Raw genomic sequence first — 18734 nt, forward strand, 5'->3', positions numbered from 1 at the left:
GGAAAAAATGGCCAGAAAACAGAGCTCCGAAACCGACGTATTCCAGATCCTTCGCACCGACCACCAGGAAGTTACCAAGCTCATGGATCAACTCAAGCAGGCCGGGGGACAGCAGAAGCAGCAGCTGTTCGCCCAGCTGCAGGAAGAACTCAATACCCACATGAACCTGGAAGAGCGGTTCTTTTATCCGAAACTGGAGGAAATCGAAGACCTGGCCGACCTGGTCCAGGATTCCTACGCTGATCATGACGACATCAGGCAGATACTGCAGCAGATGAACGAGCAGGATTTCGATTCTGACGAGTGGCAGGCCAACTGCGAAGCGCTGGAGGACACCAAGGACGACCACGTGGATGTGGAGGAGGAGGAAATCTTTCCCCAGGCCATGGAACTGGTGGACGGCAATGTCCTCAGCCAGATCGGTGAGCAGATTGCCGCTGAGAAGGGAAAAACTGCCGAGCCGGCTGCCGCCAAACCGAGGCCGCAGAAGCGACCCCCCAGGGCACATGCCTGACCTTGCTGCCGGCACCCCAATCCATAACAGAGCCTAAGGAGGCAATTCATGGATCGTGAAGAAATCCTCGACCAATTGGAAAAGCTGATCAAGCTGGATGTGGATGCCACCCATGCCTACGACCAGGCGATCAAGAACATGGAGCAGTCCATCGTCAGGGACAAGCTCATCTCCTTCCAGGGGGACCATCGCCGCCACATCGATGTCCTGTCGGAAAAGATGCGCGAGCTCCATGGCACACCTCCCGACCTGACTGCCGATTTCAAAGGGTTCTTCATCAAGGGCTTCACCGCTCTGCGCAGCATGATGGGAGCCAAAGGGGCATTGCAGGCCATGGAGACCAACGAAAAGCTCACCACCTCCACCTACGAGAAGGCCAACGGCCTGGACTGGCCTGCCGACATTGCCGTGCTCGTCCGCGCGAACCTGGCCGACGAGCAACGCCACCTGTCTTTCATCAGGGAGGCACTGGCGGGCAGCCACGTCTGATACTGCCCATGGTGAAAATAAAGGGCCTGAATCGTCAGATTCAGGCCCTTTGTTGTTTCGTCAGGAACTTCGGCATCATTTGCTCTGCCGGCTCTGCTGCCCCTGTTGCTGGGAAGATTTGCTCCGCGAGGAGCCCTGATGTTCCTTGCCGTAGGCCTTCATTACATCAGCCATGCTGCCGTACTGCCGCTCTTCGAAACCCTGGAGCTGACTGATGACTTCCTTGTCCGCATGCTCGTGTTGGGCATGCTTGATCAGGTCCTGCTTGCTGGCGGGAAAGTCGATCCCTTTCAGATGCTTGGTGACGTTTGCGGGTGATTGGCCCCCGCCTCGTCCCACGTTACCTGGAGTCATAGTTTACCTCCTTTCGCAGATGGTTGCAGCCTTAACGGCTACTAAAAGTCTAGCACCTGCAGCAGGGGTGACAAGCCGTTTTGCCGCAAAAAGCCCGGTCAAAAGGGAATCCACAAAAAAATGCGGCAGCATGTCTGCTGCCGCACTGACTACCGGAAAGGGCAACGCCGCAGATGGAGCTTCTTCATCTGCGGAAGCCGTCAGAGCTGAAGCGCCGGCCTCGGCATCTGGTGGCACAGAAAGGTCGCCTCGCCACCGGGGGGAGATTCGATGCGTCCCCCTTGCAGCCGAATCGGCGTGCAGGGAAGCCGTTCCCCCTGATCGGGGTCGTGGGAGGACATGACCACCGTCGTGCCGTTGGACGGCAGGGCTGCAATGACCTCTTCAAGGACTCGGGCGCTCTCCTTGTCCACGTTTGCCAGGGGTTCGTCCAAGAGCAGGAGCTTCGGCCGGACAGCCAGAGCCCTGGCCATGGCGACCCGCTGTGCCTCCCCACCCGAAAGCTCGGTGTTTTTCCGCCGCTGGAATCCGTCGAGGCCCACAGTCGCCAGCGCCTCTGCTACCTTCTGCTGTGCCGATGTCCCGGTAATGCCGCGCAAGCTCAATCCATAAGCAACATTGTCGGCGACGCTGCCGCGAAACAGATAAGGCGACTGGTGAAGCAAAGTCACCTGCCTGCGCAGTCTGGTCAATGGCCCCTGCCATTTGACCTGCTCGCCGGCAAAGAACACTTCGCCCCGGTCCGGACGGAGGAGGAGACCGAGGATATTCAGCAGAGTGCTCTTGCCAGAACCATTGGGACCAGTCAGGAGATAGAGCTCCCCTTCCCGGATGACCAGGCGGCTCAGCTCAAGTGCCAAGGTGTTTCCATACCGCTTTGCGATTGCCCTCAGTTCGACGAGGTTTTGCATAGATCTGCCCTGTTTAAATATACTTTTACTTTTTCCCGTAGGTGAAAAAAACCGGTTCACCATGGGCCTTGTAGCCGGCAATGATCTTTTGCCCTTCCGGTCCGGTCACGTAATCGATGAATTTCATGGCCAGGTCGTACTTCACATGGGGATGCTTCTTCGGATTGACGGCAATGACCCCGTAAGGATTGAAAAGTCCCTTCTCCCCCTGGAAGAGAATCGCCAGGTCGGTTTTCTTTTCCTTGAAGGCGTTATAGGTCCCCCGGTCCGCCAGTGTGTAGCCCCTGCGCTCGGTGGCCATGGTGATGACCGGTCCCATACCCTGGCCCGACTCCACGTACCAAGCACCTTTCGGCACGATTCCCGCCGCCTGCCAGAGTTCCTTTTCCTTAATATGGGTCCCGGACTTGTCGCCACGGGAAACGAAGGTCGCCCCCTTGGCAGCGATCATCTTCAGCGCCTCAGCGGCGCTCTTCGCTTTTGCTATCCCGGCCGGATCGTTTTTCGGGCCAATGATGACGAAATCGTTGTACATGACGTCGCGGCGGTTGACGCCGAAACCGTCGGCAACGAATTTATCCTCCAGCTTTCGGGCATGGACGAAGACCACGTCCACATCCCCCATCTCCCCCAGTTTGAGGGACTGGCCGGTGCCGACGGCAATGACGTCCACCTTGCAGTTGTTTTTCTTTTCGAAGGGGGGAAGCAGCACCTTCAGGAGCCCCGAATCCTGGGTGGAGGTGGTGGTGGACATCTTCAGCCGCTCTTCGGCAGAGGCTGAAACGCAGAACACCGCGAGAGCGGCTACTGCAAGCAGGAGTATGCGCCACTGTTTCATTGTCTTCTCCTTTTCAAGATAAAGCATTTCTTTCTGTAGATTGGAGGTCTTTTTTCGGATTAACAGGCTCCGGGGCCGGGAAGCATTCTCCCCAGCCCCAACCTCAATGGATTAAAAGATCACCTGTGCCTGCAGGCGATAGATCAAATCGTCGGTTTTCCCTCTGCCTTGATCGTGGCTGTTGGTCACATCCCCCTGCAACTTCAGGTTATGCTTGCTGAAGTAGTAGGAAACGGCACCCTGGGTGTCAACCTGCTGGTCGTTGGCCTTGTCCCGGTTGGGATCGACGAAGGAGTAGCGGAATGCCACTTCCAGCTTCTTTGGAATGATACAGTAGCCTGCCTGGGCGTAGAAGCCGTGGGCACGCAGGGTCTTGTCGCTGGTTCGGCCGTCCGCTTGGCCAAGCAGGTATTCTCCCTGCACCGAAGCACCGAGCCATTTGAAGGCCGCATCCACGCCGTAGCCGTTGATGTCGATCTTCTCGCCGGTGGCAAAGGTGCTGATTCCTTTGCCAAGCCAGCCGGTAGAACCGGCCAGAGTGACGTTGTTGCTCTCGAGGGCGGTCGCCGACGTCTTCTGCAAGGCGTTGCGGTAGTAGTTGGCACCAACGGAAAGGAGCGGTTTTTCACTCTGATCCAGGTCACTCTCGGAATAGGCCATCTTACCGAAGGGATTGACGGTGATCCGGGCTGCATAGGCGTTGTCGTTGGAGGAGCGGAAGGTACTCTGGCCGCCGCCGCCGTAAAAGCCCATTTCATAAGTGGCGATGCCGCCGGCAATGTCGCCGTTCAGCTTCACACCGGCGTCATAGCCGGGGCGGAACATGTCCGAGGCGGTGGAACGGTCGACAAATTGCTGTCCTCCCGAAGAGTTTAGCCATTGCCTGCCGAAGGGTACCTTGGTCTGCCCGACCAGGATCTGGGCTTCATCCATGAGCCGGTAGTTGAAGTAGGCATGCTCCAGAAGCTTTGAGGAGCTCCCCTGGGTAAAATCCACCTGGAGCAGGTAGGTGAGGTCCTTGGAGTAGGCATAGCCGTTCAGCCAGAACTTCATCCGTTTGACCTCGAATTTGTCCGAATCTCTCGTCGCCCCCTTATCATCGGCATCGGTGAAGGTAAAACGGGTCTGGAGCCTGCCACCCAAAGTCGTCTGGAATTTTCCATCGGCAGAGGTCAAGGTAAATCCCTTGCCAAGCTTGTAGTCCAGGGGTTTGCTCTTGGTGACTTCCCTATAGTCCTCTTCGGTGATCACCCCTTTTTCTTTGAGCACATCCTCAAGGGTCTTGGCGTGAACACCCGTGATGAACACCAAGCCAATTGCCACCACTGTTGCTGCCATGCTGCGTTTCTTCATCGTATCCTCCTGTTCTCGTAATTACAGGGGGAAATCTTCCCCCAATTGCATCAAAGAGTCTTGCCGCAGATGGAAAGGCCCTTCAATACGGGAACAGGTTCCGGTACTTCGAGGCTCTCCTTTCCAAAAGGGAGGCGCCACCGTTTCCAGCGACACCCTAGCCGATCGCCATGGGAAAAGAGATCCTTTAGGCGATACGGCTCGGAGAGATGAAACTGCTTCTTCGGTTATGCTTTGCATGCGGGTGCAAAAAAGGGGCTTTCCCGAAAAAGAGAAGCCCCTGGCCGCAATGGTAGCGGTACGAAAGGTTCTCCTTTTCAAAGGAAGGTTCTGCCGTTTCCAGCAGAGCCCAAAGGCCGGCCGCCCTGGGGAAATCCCTTTAGGCGGACAGGCTCGGAGAAAAATCTGTTCTATTTTACAGCGACGAAAATGCCGACGCTTATTGTGGTAATATAGGTACCATTATACCATTTTGCTGTCAAGCATTAAAACAACGGTTTATTGTATACGATGAAGGATCAGGTATTTTCCCCTTATTTATTGCTTCACAGCCAGGATGACACTTGATGCTTTGAAGACCGCCTGCACCTGGTCCCCTTCCTTGAGCTCCATTGCCGAAACACTTCCTTCAGTGATGATGGAAGTGATGGTCCCTTTCCCCCGCAGTTCCACCGTGATTTCCGCGTTGACGCTGCCATGCTTCACCTTTCCGACGGTGCCGCTCAAGACATTCCGTGCGCTGAATTTCAAGCCGGTTTCACCTTTGGTAAGAATAACCAAAGGGGCCTTGACGAGGGCATAGGCCTCGACCCCTTCCTTGATTCCCAGATTTTCCAGGCTGTGATTGGTGATGACCGCCGCAATCTTCTCCCCACCGGCAAGGGTAAGGTCGACCTCGCTGTTGATTGCCCCTTTTTCCACTGCTGTAACCTTGCCCGACAAAAGATTTCTCGCACTGATGTTCATGGCTTAGTCCTCCTCAGAGTGAAATTCCACTCTGAGTATCCCGCCATATCCCACAATGTCAACCCGGCTGCAAAGAGCTACAATCAGGCAGCACGCACCAGTTCCGCCGGCGCTTCGTAGCTGACCTCGAAGATCTCCATCTCCAGCAGATCGATACTCAGTTTGCGGTGGCGCAGCAGTTCTCCCTTGCCGAGGAGGATCTTGCAGACCTCAGCCACCTGCAGGCTCGCAACCACCGCCGGAGTGAAGGCAGGGTTGCCCAGCTGTTTTTCGATCCCCTTCCCTTCCACCCAGTTGCGGTAGGTGCGCTGGACGGTGGTGTCCCCCGGCAGCTGGGTGGCCACATGCCCGTACCAGCCCCCGATCGCCCCGTAGACCATGGGGATTTCCATTTCCGTGCACACGTCCGCCAGCTCGAGGCGGAAGCCGATGCTGTCCAGGGCATCGACCGCCACCGTCACCCTCTGCAGGAGTTGCTTGCCGTTGGCAGTGGTGAATGCCTCCTTGACCGCTTCGAGCGTTACCGCAGGATTGATCTCTGCAACGCGAGCCGCTGCAGCATCGACCTTGGCTTTGCCGAGGGAAGCTGGAGACGCCAGCAACTGCCGGTTCAGGTTGTGTTCCTCGAAGATGTCGGGATCGATGGCGACGATTTGGCCGACTCCCAGCCGGGCCAGCTCCTCAATAATGTAGCCTCCCAGGCCGCCGCAGCCGATGACCGCCACCCGGCTCTTGAAAAGCTGCAACTGCTCGTCAATGGAAACAGTGGTGCGATTGCGCTGGTAGCGGGCCGGCAGCAGCCCCTTTTCCAGGATCAGGCTTTCCACCTGGTCATAGGTCAGGCCGAACTGCCGGACGGCTTCCGCCTGGGCAGGCCATGGCACCAGGTCACCTACCGCATTGCTCCACAGGTACTGCTGCACTGCATCCATATCAGCCTCCTCCGACCAGGGGAAAAAGGGACAATGTATCACCATGACCGAGCACCTGGTCGAGAGGCACATGGCGGCCATTGATCAGGACGATGCCGATCTCCTCTTCCGTAAGCCCCAGGCTGGCAACGATCCTGCGGCAATCGACCCCTTCAGGCCAGTCCTGGTGGTCCATCTTGAACCGGCCATTCCTGAAGGTGGCAAACAATTTAACCGTTATGTTCACGAAAGCCTCACATACCGTCAATCCCCCGGCAAAGTGCCGGGGGACCAAGGTTTACTGCCTTAAAAGTTCCAGAACTCGTCTATTTCCTCGTCGCTGAAGTCCCAGACCGCATTGTGGGGGGCCACCGGCTCGTGTTTGAAGAACTCGGGGAGCCGGTCGTGCTCCTTACCGAAGCCGGCGTCCATATTGAACTGGCGCTCGGTCTTCAGCACCTGTTTCCCAAGGTTGGTGACGTCGTCGCCGGTGAGCGAGATGCCGAAGCGGGCATTGATCATGTCGATCAGGGCCGGCAGGCACTCCGGGATGTCCAGTGCCGGGAAGGCGACGAAGATGCACATGCCGGTGGAATCCACGGCCGCCGTGGCGATCTGCAGGTTGCGGGAGAGCTCCACCTGGCCCTCCTTCTTCAGCGGATCGACGAAGCCTCCCACGTTGAGGATGTTGGTGGCAATGGTGTAGCCGGAGGTGTGGTCCGCCCCCATGGTGGAGGTCGCATAGGTGATGCCGATCCCCTTAACGGAGCGGGGATCGTAGGCGGGAATCGCCTGGTTCTTCACCACCGGAACCCGGGTAACGCCGTAGGCCTTGCCGACGCTGGCGGCGCCACCACCGAGGATGCGCCCGAGAGGCGTACCTTTGCCGATTTCTTCTTCCAGGAGGCGGATCATTCCTTTGCCGTCCCCAAATGGGAGGATGCCCGCCTCCATGGCCACCCCGAACATGACGGCGGTCTCGATGGAATCGATGCCGATGTCATCCATGATGTTGTCCGCCTGGGCAATATCGTCCAGGTTTTCGATGCAGCAGTCTGCCCCAAGACCCCAGATGGTCTCGTATTCAAAGCCGGAGGTCAGATACTTTCCTTCCGTGCATGTGTAAACCTGGGAACACTGGATGATGCATCCGGCGTGACAGCCATGCTTGTGTTTCCCACCCCTGGAGACAATGGTTTCGTACATGGTTTCGCCGGAGATAGTGTCGTGGGCATGGAATTGGCCGCTGGTAAAGTTGCGCGTCGGCAGCCCGCCCGCCTCGTTGAGGATGTTGACGAGAACATTGGTGCCATAAGTGGGGAGCCCCTCGCCGCTGACCGGATGATCCAGCAGCGCCTTGGCAAAGGTCCGGGCGGCCACCTTGAATTTCTCCGGCTCGGCAATCTTCACGCCGGGAGCCCCTTGGTCATTGATGGTGATGAATTTGATTTTCTTGGAACCCATGACGGCGCCGAGACCGCCACGACCATGGCTGCGGATCTTGCTGTCAGGGTCCTTGACGGAAATGTTGGCGGCGGTCATCTTCAGTTCACCGGCCGGACCGATGGTGAGAATGCCCGTCTTCTTGCCCAGGCGTGCTTCCAGGGCCTCGATGACGGCAAAGTTTCCCTTGCCGAGCAGTTCGGTCTCCTCCTGAATGGTGACCCCCTCATTGGAGACATGGAGGCTGTACCATGTGTCCCCCGTGGGCAGCCCTTCGATGATGAGAGCCTTGATCCCCAGGCGGGCGAGCATCTGAGCGGCCGTGCCGCCGGCGTTGCTCTCCTTGATGGTGCCGGTAAGGGGGCTCTTGGCCCCGGCGGAGAGACGGCCGGAGTTGGCCGCAGGGGTGCCGGTCAGAAGGCCGGGGGCAAAGACCAGCTTGTTGTTTTCACCCAGGGCATGGCAGGTGGCAGGCACTTCGGCCGCGACGATGGTCGAGGTAAGGGCACGTCCCCCCAGTCCCGCCCAGGCTGCCGGTACCGGCTCGGTCCTGGTGGTGAGGTCGGTCATGTTGACGCGTAAAATCTTGTTCATGTTTTTTTATCTTCTCCCAATCATAATGTTTAGCCGCGAAGGCTTGTTTACTCCTTTCCGAAAGGGAGGCTCCGCCGTTTCCAGCGAAACCCGTAGGCCGGGCACCATGAGGGAACCTGTTAGGCGGCACGGCTCGGAGATAGGAGGCTGATGAAAAACCCCCATCTGCGGCGTTGCCCTCGACTTCGTCCCTGCGGCGTACCTGATGTACGCCTCAGTCCTCAGTCTTCGGGGCGCCTTGCACCTGGGGCTTTTTGATCAGCCTGTAAATTTTTCTCACGAGGGGGCGAGATTCTCGCCCCTCGATTTTGCTTTTTCCTACCGGGTGTCGATTTTGATGCAAGGCCAAGGCGCCCGCGCGATGCCGCGGAGGCGTAGCTAGGCTACGCCGCACAAGAGCATCGGGAAGGGCAACGCCGGCATTGCGCAAAAGCGGCAGCCGTCCTACATTGCTGCCTTATAAATCTCGATCACCTGCTCCAAGGTCGCCTTCCTCGGATTGGTCAGCTGGCAGGCGTCTTTCTTGGCGTTCTCGGCCATGATCTTCAGGTCGGCTTCCTTCACATTCAACTCTTTCAGGCCGGCAGGGATGCCGATAGAGGCGGAGAGCTTGCGGATGGCGGCGATAGCTTTTTCTGCAGCCTCGGTCACGGAAAGACCGGTGATGTTCTCACCCAGGGCGACGGCGATGTCGGCAAAGCGTTTCGGGCAGGCGATCAGGTTGAACTGACTGACGGCCGGCAGCAGGATAGCGTTACAGACGCCGTGGGGGAGGTTGTAGAAGCCACCCAGCTGGTGGGCCATGGAATGGACATAGCCGAGGCTGGCGTTATTGAAGGCCATGCCGGCCAGGTACTCCGCATAGGCCATGGCGTCACGCGCCTCCAGGTTGTCGCCGTTGGCCACGGCCACGCTCAGGTTGGCGGCGATCAATTCGATGGCCTTGATGGCACAGGCATCGGTGATCGGGGTGGCAATGGTGGAAACATAGGCCTCGACCGCATGGGTCAGGGCATCCATACCGGTGGCAGCGGTGAGGGCGGGAGGCTTGCCGACCATCAGGACCGGGTCGTTGATGGCAATATTCGGTGTACAGCGCCAGTCAACAATGGCCATTTTTACATGGGTATCGGTGTTGGTGATGATGCAGAAACGGGTCATCTCGGAAGCGGTGCCAGCGGTGGTGTTGATGGCCAGGAAGGGGGGCATGGCCTTGGTGGACTTGTTGACCCCTTCGAAGTCGCGGATGTGGCCGCCGTTGCCGATGACCAGGCCGATCCCCTTGCCGCAGTCATGGGAGCTGCCGCCGCCAAGGGAGACGATGCCGTCGCACTTGTTGTCCTGGTAGACCTTGACGCCGTCATGGACGTTCTTGTCGGTGGGGTTGGGCTCGGCACCATCGAAAATCACCGCCTTCAGCCCTGCCTCCACCAGCTGGGCCTTGATCTGATCAGCGACCCCCATCTTGGACAGGCCTGCATCGGTGACGATGAGCAGGTTCGTCGCACCCAGCGCCTTGGCCTGGGCTCCCGTTTCCTTTGAGCAACCTACTCCCATCAATGAAACTGTCGGAATGAAAAATCCGTACGTCTGTTCTGCTAATGCCATTGTTGCTCCTCCTTGTGTTTTGTGGCATAAACCACATTGTTTTTGTTTTCCCAACCGATTCATGTCCTGCATACGATTTTCTAAAACATTTTTCTACTATACCGCAAACCCTATACCAACAATTTTACCAGCCACCATCTTTTCGGAAATAGTACGATTAAACCCCTGGGAATACCCTTAGTTAGGCTTCGATCTCCACCGCTCGAAAGAATCTCTGTCTAATGAACTTTGTTCTGAAACGATACAGATGGACTGTTCCATAATGGACCACATGTCATAGGATGGAACGCCCGCTTTCACCCCTCGACGACCGAAAAAACTCCCCCGATCCCCCTTTCACCACCCCCGGGAAAACCGTCTCATTCCCCTGTATTCAAGTGATCAGACCCTTTCCGCCATCACCTCATCTGTTCACGGATAGGGGGGTTGGTACCGAAATTGCCTATCCCTTCCCGGCGGTAAGCCCATTGGCTGTTTCAGCCAAGGTGGTGGTTCTCAAAGAGGAGGAAGAAGAGATGGCAAGAAAGTACAACAACCCCAAAAAACCCTATATCGTTTCCATGCGCGTCACTGATGAGGAGATGGACAAGTTCCGCCAGATCATGGCAGTGACCAATCTGTCTGCAGCCGACCTCATGCGTGATGCTTTCACGCTGCTGCGGCAGCAATGGGATTTGTCCCACGATACGGGAGTATCGCTGCAAAGCTGAAGGCTGACGCCGGAATCCAGATCCAGGAGGAGCTTTACCAATGTATGCCATTGCCTGCATCAAGCAGGTCCCGGACACCACCCAGGTGCAGATCGATCCGGTCACCAACACCCTTGTCAGGGACGGAATACCCTTCATCATCAACCCCTACGACGTGCACGCCCTTGAAGAGAGCCTGCGCATGAAGGAGCGGCATGGGTTCCGCGCCTTGGCCCTCTCCATGGGGCCCCCCAATGCGCAAGCCGCCTTGAGAAAGGCACTGGCCCTGGGGGTCGATGAGGCGGTGCTGCTTTCGGATCGTTGTTTCGGGGGGGCAGACACCCTCTCCACCAGCAATGTCATCGCTGCCGCCATCGCAAAGCTGGCCGAGCGGGATGAGGTGGGGATCGTCTTCTGCGGCAAACAGACCATCGACGGGGATACGGCACAGGTAGGGCCCGGTATCGCCGTGCGTCTCGGGTTCTCCCAGCTGACCCTGGTCGATCGCATCGAACAGGTGGATTTCCTGAAGAAGCGGATTCGTGTCCGACGGAAACTGGAAGGGCGCTACGAGATCGTTGAGGCGCGACTGCCGGCCATGGTCACCGTTGTCCGGGAACTGAACCGGCCGCGCTACCCTACGGTCCCCATGCGGCTCAAGGCGGCACGGGCCGAGGTGACGACCTGGAACAACAGCCACCTCAACCTGGATGTGAATAGCATCGGCCTGAAGGGCTCACCCACCTGGGTTAGCAGGATCTTTTCGCCGGAGCGGGCCCAGGGAGAAATAATCGGTGATGGGATTGGGAATCCTGACGGTACCGCAAGGATGCTGGTGGAGCGACTGATAGCCGCAGACATGCTGGCAGTATAGACGGCTGACGATAGGTAAAACTCCTTGGAAGGAAATAAAATGAGCCAAGCGAAAGTGAAAAAACCCCGTGGCAAGGTTCGATTGGTCGGAAGCAAATGCATCGCCTGCGGTGCCCGCTGCCAGAGCATCTGTCCCGTGGATGGCATCGAAATGACCGAGGGGGGCGAACCACGGATCAGCCTGGGAAAATGCATCGGCTGCGTCAAATGCGTCAAAGCCTGTCCCGGCAATGCCCTGGAAATCTTCTATACGCCGGAGGAGCTGGAGATTCTGGCAACCCTGGCCAATCAGGGACAGGCTGCCGAGGAAGAGGTGGACGAAGAGGAGAAAAAGCGCCGGGAGCTGGTCGCTGGGTACCGGGGGGTTTGGGTCTTCATCGAGCAGACCGGGGGAGAGGTGGCCCGGGTTTCCTGGGAACTTCTCGGCACCGGGGCGCAGCTCGCCCAAAACCTGGGTGTCGAACTGGCCGCGGTCATCCTCGGCGAAGGGGTGGAGCACCTGTGTGGGGAAGCCTTCAGCTACGGCGCCCACAAGGTCTACCTCCTCGACCAGCCCGTCTTCCGCCATTACCGCACCGAACCATACCTGGAAGCCCTCTGCCGGCTCATCGAGGAATACCGGCCGGAAATCGTCCTCATGGGTGCCACCGGCCTTGGCCGCGACCTGGCAGGGGCCGTCGCCACCCGGGTCAAGACCGGTCTCACCGCCGACTGTACCGGCCTCGCCATCGACGATAAGCGCAACCTGATGCAGACGCGCCCTGCCTTTGGCGGCAACATCATGGCCACCATCATGTGCGATAAGTTCCGGCCCCAGATGGCCACGGTCCGCCCCCACGTCATGCCCATGCCCGAAAGGGTCGATGGGAGAAGCGGCGAAATCGTCAGGAAAACGGTTGCCATACGCGAAGCGGACATCTTCACCAAGGTCCTTGAAGTGATCAGCGACAAGAAAAGCAGGGACGACGTGGACATCGCCGGCGCCGAGTTCATCGTCTCCGGCGGCCGGGGCATGATGGCGGCGGAAAACTTTGCCCTTCTTCGCGAGTTGGCAGACGAGCTGAGGGGAGTGGTGGGAGCCTCCAGAAGTGCCGTCGATGCAGGCTGGATGCCCGCCGACCGCCAAGTGGGGCAAACCGGAAAAACGGTGCGACCGAAAATCTATATCGCCTGCGGCATTTCCGGGGCCATCCAGCATCTGGTGGGCATGCAGGATTCGGATATGATCATCGCCATCAATCGGGACCGTGAAGCACCAATTTTCCAGGTGGCTACCTACGGCATCGTCGGCGACCTGTTTCAGGTGGTCCCTGCCATTACCAGCTATCTGAAGCAGCTGAAGGCGGGGCAGGCGCAAGCCTATTCAGCCAGTGCCGTGGCGGCATAAGGACTATTTCCAACGAGGATTTCCATGACACCCGATCCGCTCTTTTTTTCCATTATATTAACGGCATCCCTTCTGGTATTTGCCTGGAGCTGCCGCAGGCGCCTGTCTTTGGTGGCCATCGGCAGTGAAGAAAATCGATTCGACGATCTTCCCCTGCGCCTGTGGAACATGTTCACCCTGGCATTCGGCCAGAAGAAGGTGCTGGCACGCCCATTCGGCCTCAACCACTTCGTCATCTTCTGGTCGTTCATGTTGCTAGCACTGGCCAACGGCGATTTCCTTATCAGAGGGATCGCGCCCCGGGCCGGCCTTGCGCTACTGCCCCCGGCTATATATCACCCACTGCTCATGGTCTTCGACCTGGTTTCGCTTCTGGCGCTTTTAGCGTCAATTGTTGCCGCCATCCGCAAAGTTGTCGCCCCTCCCTATGAGGGGGCTGCAACCCGCGAGGCTTTTGCCATCCTTGGAGCAATTGCCCTGCTGATGCTGGCCTATTTCGGACTTCACGGTGCAGAAATCGCCGCCGGAAAAGAACCTGCTGCCGCCTGGATGCCAGTCTCCGCCCTGGCGGGGCAGGTAATTTCCCTGGTGTTTCACCCCTCACTCTTCCCCCTTCTCTCTTCAACGTTCTGGTGGCTCCATGCCGTGCTGTTGCTGGGCTTCATCAATTTCCTCCCCTACAGCAAGCACATGCATGTCTTTACCGCCATCCCCAACTGCTTCATGAAAAGCCTGGCAAAACCCAATGCCCAGCCACGGGAGCAGTTTGCCGAGGGCAACACCTTTGGTGTGGGCAGCATCGACCGCTTCTCCTGGAAGGATCTCTTCGACTCCTTTTCCTGCACCGAATGCGGCCGCTGCCAGCTGGCCTGCCCGGCGGCCACCACTGGAAAAGCACTCAATCCGCGAGGCGTGATCCACAGCCTGAAGCAGAACCTCCTGGCCAATGGGCCGCTGATGCAGCGACAGGGCAAGGGGGTGGTACCGCTCATCGGCAACGGGGAAGGGAGCGTAGCGGCGGATGCTGTCTGGTCCTGCACAACCTGCGGTGCCTGCATGGCCGCCTGTCCGGTGATGATCGAGCACACCCCGAAACTGGTCAAGATGCGCCGGCACCTGGTGGAAACGGAGGCAGCATTTCCGGAGGAGCTGCTTGTTTTTTTCGAGAACATGGAGCAACGGAGCAATCCGTGGGGCATCGCCCCGGGCGAGCGGAGCAAATGGAGTTCCCAGATCAGCGCCAGGCCGTTCAAAGCCGGGGAAACGGAATACCTCTTCTTCGTCGGCTGCGCCGGAGCCTTCGACTCCCGCAGTAAGCAGGTGACCCTGGCCATGGCCCGGATCCTGGATGCGGCAGGGGTGTCGTGGGGCATCCTCGGCAAGGAGGAGAAGTGCTGCGGCGACAGTGTGCGCCGACTGGGCAACGAGTTCGTCTTTGACCGTATCGCCGAGGAGAACGTCGCCCTGTTCAACGAAAAAGGGATCACCCGGGTCATCACCCACTGCCCCCACTGTTTCAGCACGCTGAAGAACGATTATCGCCAGTATGGCCTGGAGCTCAGGGTCATCTCCCATGCCGAGTTCATTGACGGGCTGCTTCGGGAGGGCAAGCTGCAGTTGAACCATCAGGTAACCGGGGCAGGAGCGGTGGTGTTCCATGATTCCTGCTACCTGGGGCGGCACAACGAGGTCTATCAGGCCCCACGATCGGTCATTACCGCGGCCACCGGTGAAGCTCCGCTGGAGCTCCCGCGAAACCGGGAGAATGCCTTCTGCTGTGGCGCCGGTGGCGGCCGCATGTGGATGGAGGAACATGCGGGGAGCCGGATCAACCTGAACCGGGTCGACGAGGCACTGGCCAAGAATCCCGACACCATCTGTGTCAGCTGTCCCTACTGCATGACCATGATGGAGGATGCCCTCAAAGACCGCCAGGCGGCTGGAACCTGCGTCCGGGATATCGCCGAGATAGTCGCCGAAGGCTTGAGACCGGACGTCTGACAGGAACTACTATGCCCAACTGCACCGCCCTCACCATTGACACGGAATTCCCTGCTCTCGACTCAGCGCTGCTCCCCTACCCCTCCAAGCTGTTCGTGGAGACCACGAGCCGCTGCAACCTGAGCTGCATCATGTGCATGAAGCAGAATGACCATGGTGCCCGTGACGGTGATCTGGATCTGGGAACCTTCGCCCACCTGGAACCCGCCCTGTCCAACCTGGATGCCCTGATCCTGAACGGCGTGGGAGAACCGCTGCTCAACTCCCGCCTGGAGCAGATCATCACCCGGGCACGGAAGTTGATGCCGCCCCACGGCTGGATCGGTTTCCAGAGCAACGGCCTTCTGCTCACCAACATGCGGGCCATGACCCTGCTCGATGCCGGACTGGACCAGATCTGCCTCTCAATGGACGGCGTCGATAGCACCACCTTCGGCAGCATCCGGACCGGCAGCCAGCTATTGGACCTGCAAATGGCTTTCAAAGCCCTCGCTGCGGCCAAAGTGGTCTGCGGCCGGCCCGATCTGGAAATCGGCGTCGAGTTTGTCGTCATGAGGGACAATCTCAAGGAACTCCCTTCTGCTCTCGAGTGGGCTGCCGCACGGGGAGCGAGTTTCGCCATCGTCTCCCACCTGCATCCGTTCCACGAACCCCACCTGGAACAGCGGGCCTATGACACCTGTACCGATGAGGCAATCCAGCTCTTCCAGACATGGAAGTCCAAGGCGGAAGTGATCGGCATCGACATCCTGCATTACTTCGACCTGCTCTGGAAGTACCGCAGGACCCCGGAGGAAAGCCGGATCGTCAATTTCGTCGAGGCGATGAAGACCGATGCCCGTGACCGCGGCATCACCCTTGACCTGAAACGGCTCTTTGCCATGGACTTCGGCCAGATCGAAGAGACCATGACCATCTTTGATGAGGCAACCAGGGTTGCGCGGAAGATCGGCTTGGATCTCCGGCTCCCCGAGGTGGTCAAGCGGGAAAAACGGGGGTGCGCCTTTATTGAAGAGGGGGGTGCTTTCATCTCCTGGAACGGCATGATGCATCCCTGCTATCACCTCTGGCACCGCTGCCAGTCATTTGCCAACGGCTGGCTGCAGCCGGTGAAGCCACGGGCCTTCGGTAACGTCGCTGAACGGGGCATCCTGGAGATCTGGAACAGCTGCGAATTCCGCACCTTCAGGCAAAATGTCCTTCGCCATAACTACCCCTCCTGCTCCGGCTGCAACTGCTCCCCCTGTGATCTGGTGCAGAAGGAGGAGTTTGCCCAGGATTGCTATGTGAATACCGAGCCGTGCGGGAGTTGTCTATGGAGCTCGGGGGTCTTCCGCTGTTTGGATTGAAGGGACGCCATATTTGAGCGCTAGCGGCATTGGCTCGTCATCGGCTCGTCAGCGTACAGGAAGTATGCTTCCGTCGCCTCTTCCTCGCCGCCTTGCTATCATCTCAAATCTGACGTCCCGGATTTAGGTACCACAAAAGGCTTTTAAATTAACGAAGAAAGGTCCCACATGTACGAAGTACTCAGTAACGACATCCTGGCGCCCAACCTCCACCGTCTGGTGGTGCGGGCGCCGCGCATCGCTCCGGCGAGAAAGCCGGGGCAGTTCGTCATCATCCGTCTTGACAAGGGAGAGGAGCGTATCCCTCTTACCATCGGCGACGCCGATCCGGCCACCGGGACGATCACCCTTTTCATCCAGGCCATCGGCGCTTCAACCCGCAGGATCGTTGACGTCCCCGCCGGCGGCTTCATTCTGGACGTGGCCGGCCCCATGGGCAAGCCGACCCATCTGGACAACTGGCAACGGGTTGCCTGCATCGGCGGCGGGGTCGGTACCGCCGTCCTTTTCCCGCTGGTCAAGGCGCTGGCGGCGACGGAAAGCCGCATCACCACCATCATCGGCGGCCGTTCCAGCCAATATGTAATCCTGGCCGACGAGCTGAAGGCGCTGTCGGAGCAGCTCCTCATCACCACCGAGAACGGCAGCCTCGGCCGCAAGGGCTTTGTCACGGCGGCACTGACCGATCTCATCAATGAGCCGACGACAAAACCGGACGCCGTTTTTGCCATCGGTCCGGTGCCCATGATGCGCGCCATCGCCGAGCTGACCCGCCCCCACGGCATCGAGACCATCGTCAGCCTCAACCCGATCATGATCGACGGTACCGGCATGTGCGGCGGCTGCCGGGTGGTGGTGGACGGCGAATCCAAATTCGCCTGCGTTGACGGCCCCGAATTCGACGGCCACAAGGTGGATTTTGCCGGGCTGAGCGACCGCCTTACCACCTATCGCGACCATGAAAGCCATGCAGCCGCAGAGTGCCGACTGACACGGGAGGTGACCAATGCCTGAATTGACCATGAAAGACCGGCTGGCGATTGAAAGAACCCATATGCCCGAGTTGGAAGCGACCGCCCGCAGCAAAAGCTTCGATGAAGTGAATCGTGGCCTGTCCCTTGCCGACGCGGTGCAGGAGGCTCAGCGCTGCATCCAATGTAAAACCCGCCCCTGTGTGGACGGCTGCCCGGTGGGAGTCTCGATCCCCGAGTTCATCGACGCCCTGGCCAGGGAGGATCTTCCCGAAGCGGCCCGGATACTCCGGGGAGACAACGCCCTGCCGGCGGTCTGCGGCCGGGTCTGCCCCCAGGAAAGCCAATGCGAAGCCGAATGTGTCCGTGGCGTCAAGGGGGAGGCAGTGGCCATCGGCTACCTGGAGCGGTTTGTTGCCGACTGGGCCATGGCCAATACGGAAAAATTGGCTGTCGCAAAACAGTCTGTCTCCACCGGGAAGCAGGTTGCCGTCGTCGGCTGCGGCCCTGCCGGACTCACTGCCGCCGGCGAACTGGCCCGCCAGGGATATGGGGTGACCATCTTTGAAGCGCTCCATGACACCGGTGGGGTGCTCCGCTACGGCATACCCGAATTCCGCCTGCCTAAAAGCATCATCGACCTGGAGGTGAATCGGCTCCTTGACCTGGGCGTACGCATCGAATGCAACGTCATCATCGGCAAGACCCTCACTCTGGCACAGCTCCGCAGCCAGTTCGACGCGGTTTTCATCGCCAATGGCGCGGGGCTGCCGGTAATGCTCAATCTGCCGGGGGAAAACCTCAAGGGGGTTTACTCGGCCAATGAATATCTGACCCGGGTCAACCTGATGGAGGCCGGCCGCAATCCCGCTGCCCCGACCCCGATTATACAAGGGCGTTCAGTGGCGGTGATCGGCGGCGGCAATACCGCCATGGATTGTGTCCGCACCGCCAGGAGGCTGGGAGCGCGGAAGGCGATGATCATCTACCGCAGAAGCGAGGCGGAGATGCCGGCCCGCCTGGAGGAGATCCGCCACGCCAAGGAGGAGGGGGTGGAATTCGTCATGCTGACCGCGCCGCTGGAAATTATCGGCAATGACGATGGCTGGGTTGTGGCACTCCGTTGCGAGAAAATGGAGCTTGGTCAGCCCGATGAGTCGGGAAGGCGCAAGCCGGTCGCTATCCCCGATTCCCAGTATCACCTGGAGGTGGACGTGGTGGTAAATGCCGTCGGCACCCGCTCCAATCCGCTGCTTACCACCACCGCGCCCGACCTTGAGCTGAACAGGTGGGGCAACATCGTCAGCAACGAGACAGGCGCTACCAATCTAGGTGGTGTGTATGCCGGGGGTGACATTGTCCGTGGCGGCGCAACGGTTATTTTGGCCATGGGAGACGGTAAAAGGGGCGCTACAGCCATCCATGGCTACCTGAAACAGCAGCAGGCTCTTTCAGGCAAGGGTCGTTAGTCGGAGGAGGATGA

18 protein-coding genes and 3 riboswitches are annotated in these 18734 nt (G+C 58.9%); of the genes, 9 read left to right on the forward strand and 9 right to left on the reverse strand.

What is annotated here, in order from left to right:
• Positions 1–7 precede the first annotated feature (7 nt).
• Together ML541_RS15460 and ML541_RS15465 are read left to right on the forward strand one after the other, a co-directional pair.
• Positions 8–514, forward strand: a complete 507-nt coding sequence (locus ML541_RS15460) for a hemerythrin domain-containing protein (protein ID WP_243374223.1) — start codon at positions 8–10, stop codon at positions 512–514.
• A gap of 48 nt (positions 515–562) precedes the next feature.
• Positions 563–1003: a DUF2383 domain-containing protein gene (locus tag ML541_RS15465; RefSeq protein WP_243374225.1), complete on the forward strand. Its 441-nt coding sequence runs from the start codon at positions 563–565 to the stop codon at positions 1001–1003.
• A 75-nt stretch (positions 1004–1078) separates the two neighbouring features.
• Here ML541_RS15465 and ML541_RS15470 read toward each other — a convergent pair whose 3' ends face one another.
• From ML541_RS15470 to ML541_RS15510, 9 genes are all read right to left on the reverse strand, one after another.
• Entirely contained in the window at positions 1079–1357 is a 279-nt protein-coding gene (locus tag ML541_RS15470) for a DUF2795 domain-containing protein (RefSeq protein ID WP_243374227.1), read from the reverse strand.
• Positions 1358–1557: 200 nt separating this feature from the next.
• A complete protein-coding gene (locus tag ML541_RS15475; protein ID WP_243374228.1) occupies positions 1558–2268 on the reverse strand; it encodes an ATP-binding cassette domain-containing protein in 711 nt (236 codons plus the stop codon).
• Positions 2269–2293: 25 nt separating this feature from the next.
• Positions 2294–3106: a substrate-binding domain-containing protein gene (locus tag ML541_RS15480; protein ID WP_243374229.1), complete on the reverse strand. Its 813-nt coding sequence runs from the start codon at positions 3104–3106 to the stop codon at positions 2294–2296.
• A 111-nt stretch (positions 3107–3217) separates the two neighbouring features.
• Positions 3218–4459, reverse strand: a complete 1242-nt coding sequence (locus tag ML541_RS15485) for a porin (RefSeq protein WP_243374230.1) — start codon at positions 4457–4459, stop codon at positions 3218–3220.
• A gap of 100 nt (positions 4460–4559) precedes the next feature.
• Positions 4560–4678, reverse strand: a riboswitch (molybdenum cofactor riboswitch).
• 75 nt (positions 4679–4753) lie between these two features.
• Positions 4754–4870: riboswitch (molybdenum cofactor riboswitch) on the reverse strand.
• 126 nt (positions 4871–4996) lie between these two features.
• Complete coding sequence (locus ML541_RS15490; RefSeq protein ID WP_243374231.1) at positions 4997–5425, reverse strand: TOBE domain-containing protein; 429 nt, start codon at positions 5423–5425, stop codon at positions 4997–4999.
• An 83-nt stretch (positions 5426–5508) separates the two neighbouring features.
• Positions 5509–6357 carry a HesA/MoeB/ThiF family protein gene (locus tag ML541_RS15495; RefSeq protein WP_243374232.1) on the reverse strand — a complete coding sequence of 283 codons (849 nt, stop codon included), beginning with the start codon at positions 6355–6357 and terminating at the stop codon, positions 5509–5511.
• 1 nt (position 6358) lies between these two features.
• Positions 6359–6583 (reverse strand): MoaD/ThiS family protein, encoded by a 225-nt coding sequence (locus tag ML541_RS15500; protein ID WP_243374233.1) that lies wholly within the window; start codon positions 6581–6583, stop codon positions 6359–6361.
• 59 nt (positions 6584–6642) lie between these two features.
• Positions 6643–8373, reverse strand: a complete 1731-nt coding sequence (locus ML541_RS15505) for an aldehyde ferredoxin oxidoreductase C-terminal domain-containing protein (protein ID WP_243374234.1) — start codon at positions 8371–8373, stop codon at positions 6643–6645.
• Between the two features lie 33 nt (positions 8374–8406).
• A riboswitch (molybdenum cofactor riboswitch) is annotated at positions 8407–8524 on the reverse strand.
• 293 nt (positions 8525–8817) lie between these two features.
• Positions 8818–9981 (reverse strand): iron-containing alcohol dehydrogenase, encoded by a 1164-nt coding sequence (locus ML541_RS15510; RefSeq protein ID WP_243374235.1) that lies wholly within the window; start codon positions 9979–9981, stop codon positions 8818–8820.
• A 515-nt stretch (positions 9982–10496) separates the two neighbouring features.
• On the opposite strand from ML541_RS15510, the gene ML541_RS15515 reads away from it, so the two are divergent.
• The 7 genes from ML541_RS15515 to gltA all read left to right on the forward strand — a co-directional run bounded on the left by ML541_RS15515 (position 10497) and on the right by gltA (position 18720).
• On the forward strand, positions 10497–10691 hold the full coding sequence (locus tag ML541_RS15515) for a hypothetical protein (protein ID WP_243374237.1): 195 nt from the start codon (positions 10497–10499) through the stop codon (positions 10689–10691).
• Between the two features lie 40 nt (positions 10692–10731).
• Complete coding sequence (locus ML541_RS15520) at positions 10732–11544, forward strand: electron transfer flavoprotein subunit beta/FixA family protein (RefSeq protein ID WP_243374238.1); 813 nt, start codon at positions 10732–10734, stop codon at positions 11542–11544.
• 39 nt (positions 11545–11583) lie between these two features.
• Entirely contained in the window at positions 11584–12930 is a 1347-nt protein-coding gene (locus ML541_RS15525) for an electron transfer flavoprotein subunit alpha (protein ID WP_243374240.1), read from the forward strand.
• A 24-nt stretch (positions 12931–12954) separates the two neighbouring features.
• Positions 12955–14931 carry a (Fe-S)-binding protein gene (locus ML541_RS15530; protein ID WP_243374242.1) on the forward strand — a complete coding sequence of 659 codons (1977 nt, stop codon included), beginning with the start codon at positions 12955–12957 and terminating at the stop codon, positions 14929–14931.
• Between the two features lie 11 nt (positions 14932–14942).
• The gene (locus ML541_RS15535) at positions 14943–16280 is read left to right on the forward strand and encodes a radical SAM/SPASM domain-containing protein (RefSeq protein ID WP_243374244.1); all 1338 of its coding nucleotides are present in this window, start codon (positions 14943–14945) and stop codon (positions 16278–16280) included.
• Between the two features lie 168 nt (positions 16281–16448).
• Positions 16449–17294 (forward strand): sulfide/dihydroorotate dehydrogenase-like FAD/NAD-binding protein, encoded by an 846-nt coding sequence (locus tag ML541_RS15540; protein ID WP_243374246.1) that lies wholly within the window; start codon positions 16449–16451, stop codon positions 17292–17294.
• On the forward strand, positions 17287–18720 hold the full coding sequence (gene gltA, locus ML541_RS15545; protein WP_243374248.1) for an NADPH-dependent glutamate synthase: 1434 nt from the start codon (positions 17287–17289) through the stop codon (positions 18718–18720). The genes ML541_RS15540 and gltA overlap by 8 nt, the downstream gene beginning before the upstream one ends.
• The last annotated feature ends 14 nt before the right edge of the window (positions 18721–18734 follow it).

Source organism: Geotalea sp. SG265, assembly GCF_022808985.1.
In the GTDB taxonomy this organism is placed as follows: Bacteria; Desulfobacterota; Desulfuromonadia; order Geobacterales; family Geobacteraceae; genus Geotalea.